The following is a 1,703-nucleotide window of genomic DNA, read 5'->3' as shown; positions in this document are numbered from 1 at the left end:
TAAGCGTGGCGGCCCCGACCGCGCGGCCGCCGTGCTCGGCGGCCTGCTCCTCGGCGAAGCCGGGAGCCGGCCTGCCACACAGCAGCACCACCTGTTCCGGGGCGATCCCGTCCCCGGCCAGTGCTTCGCGCGCCGCCGCGGCCGCGTGCCGTACGAGCTCGGCGGTATCCGTGGGCGCCGCCACGGTCATCGACGACCGCCCGTGCGGTCCCATCTCGGGCAACCGCACATATCCCTGGGGAGCGGGCACCCGATCGCCCGCGCTCACGTGGACCCCGCCGAAGCCTGCGGCGTCGTCGCGGTGCTCGAGCACCAGCGCCGCCCCCACCGGCACGAAGGCGAACCCGGCGTCGGCCCGCTGCGCGGGATGAGCGTCCCCGGACACCACGACCACATGCCCGCCCGGCCGGTCGGCCAGCAGCGAGACGGCCGCCCCGAAGGCGTTCACCGGTCCGCAGGCGCCGTTCATCAGATCGAACGACAGACACGGCACGTCACCGGGCCGGTATTCCAACCCGATGCCCGCCGCCTGCTGGATCAGTGCCGCGATCGCCGGTTCCACCATGTTCGCGTCGCGATAGACCCCCACATTGATCAGCGCGTCCACCCGCTCGGGCGGGCAACCGGCGGCCGCGAGCGCCTCGCGCACGGCATCGGCCGCCTGTTCCACCGAGCTGTGCCCGCCGCCGCGCGCCACCGCCGAAGAAATGATGATTCCCATGTCCTGTACCTGGTCGTCCTGTCTCCGGTCGCCTTACACCCGCAGCTCACCGATCGTGACCGACAGGAATCCGGCGACCACCCCGGATGCCGCGGGCACCATCAGCACCTTCGACCCCGGGGTGATCCGGCCCTGCCGCAACGCGTCGTGCAACACCACGAAATGGGAGGTCGACGCGGTGTTGCCGTATTTGTCCAGCACCGCGAGCCCCGGCGGCACGGGCGCACCGAACTCGCGCTCGGCGATCTTGTCGATCAACTCCACCGCCGGACCGCTGAACTGGTGGTGGATCACGTAGTCGTAGCCCTCGTCGGCGAAGCTCGAACCACGGGCGGCCAGGAACTCCCGCTGCCGTGAGGTCCACAGCAGGTACCTCGACTCGTTGTGCATCGCGCGGTTGTCGGTGTAGAGCGCGACCCCCGGCCCCTGATCGCTCGGCATCCCCAGGCACAGCTGGGCGAACGCCGCGCTGGTGTTGAGTTCCACGTAATCGATCCCCGGCCCCTCGGTGCCGTCGAGCACCACCGCGGCCCCGGCGTCGCCGACGGTGAGCGAGGCGAACTGCGGGTCGTACTTCTGTGAGATCTCGCGCACCGCGGTGTCGGCGATCGGGGTGATGCATTCCCCGGACACCACCATGCCGCGACGCGCGGCGCCGGAGCGGATCATGCTGTCCAGCAACAGAACTCCGGTCAGCATGCCGGCGCACGCGTTGGAGACGTCGAAATGGACCGCCCGGGTCGCGCCGAGCGCGGTGCGCAGCATCAGCGCGAACGACGGTTCGAAGCAGAAGTCCTCGCCCCTGGTCCTGGTGATCGAGCAGGAGATGATCACATCCAGGTCGGCGGCGTCGTAGCGGGAATTGTCCAGTGCGCCAAGGGCGGCGGCGAGGGCGATGGTGAAGGAGTCCTCGGCGTCGCCCCCCCCCCCGCCGGCCCCCCCCCCCCCGGGCCGCGCCCCGTCGGGGGGCGCGGCGCGATCG

At 71.4% G+C, this 1,703-nt stretch carries 2 protein-coding genes; both read right to left on the bottom strand.

Going from position 1 to position 1,703, the window contains the following annotated elements; genetic code table 11:
• On the bottom strand, nucleotides 1-721 hold a 721-nt coding region (locus QH283_RS09165; RefSeq protein ID WP_280502589.1), incomplete at its 3' end, for a hypothetical protein.
• Between the two features lie 33 nt (nucleotides 722-754).
• A partial coding sequence (locus tag QH283_RS09160; RefSeq protein ID WP_280502588.1) for a 3-oxoacyl-ACP synthase III family protein occupies nucleotides 755-1,703 on the bottom strand: 949 nt, incomplete at its 5' end.

It is taken from the genome of Nocardia farcinica (assembly GCF_029867845.1).
Lineage (GTDB): Bacteria > Actinomycetota > Actinomycetes > Mycobacteriales > Mycobacteriaceae > Nocardia > Nocardia farcinica_A.
Note: the sequence above shows the minus strand (reverse complement) of the source record. Positions and strands in the feature narration are given on the sequence as shown.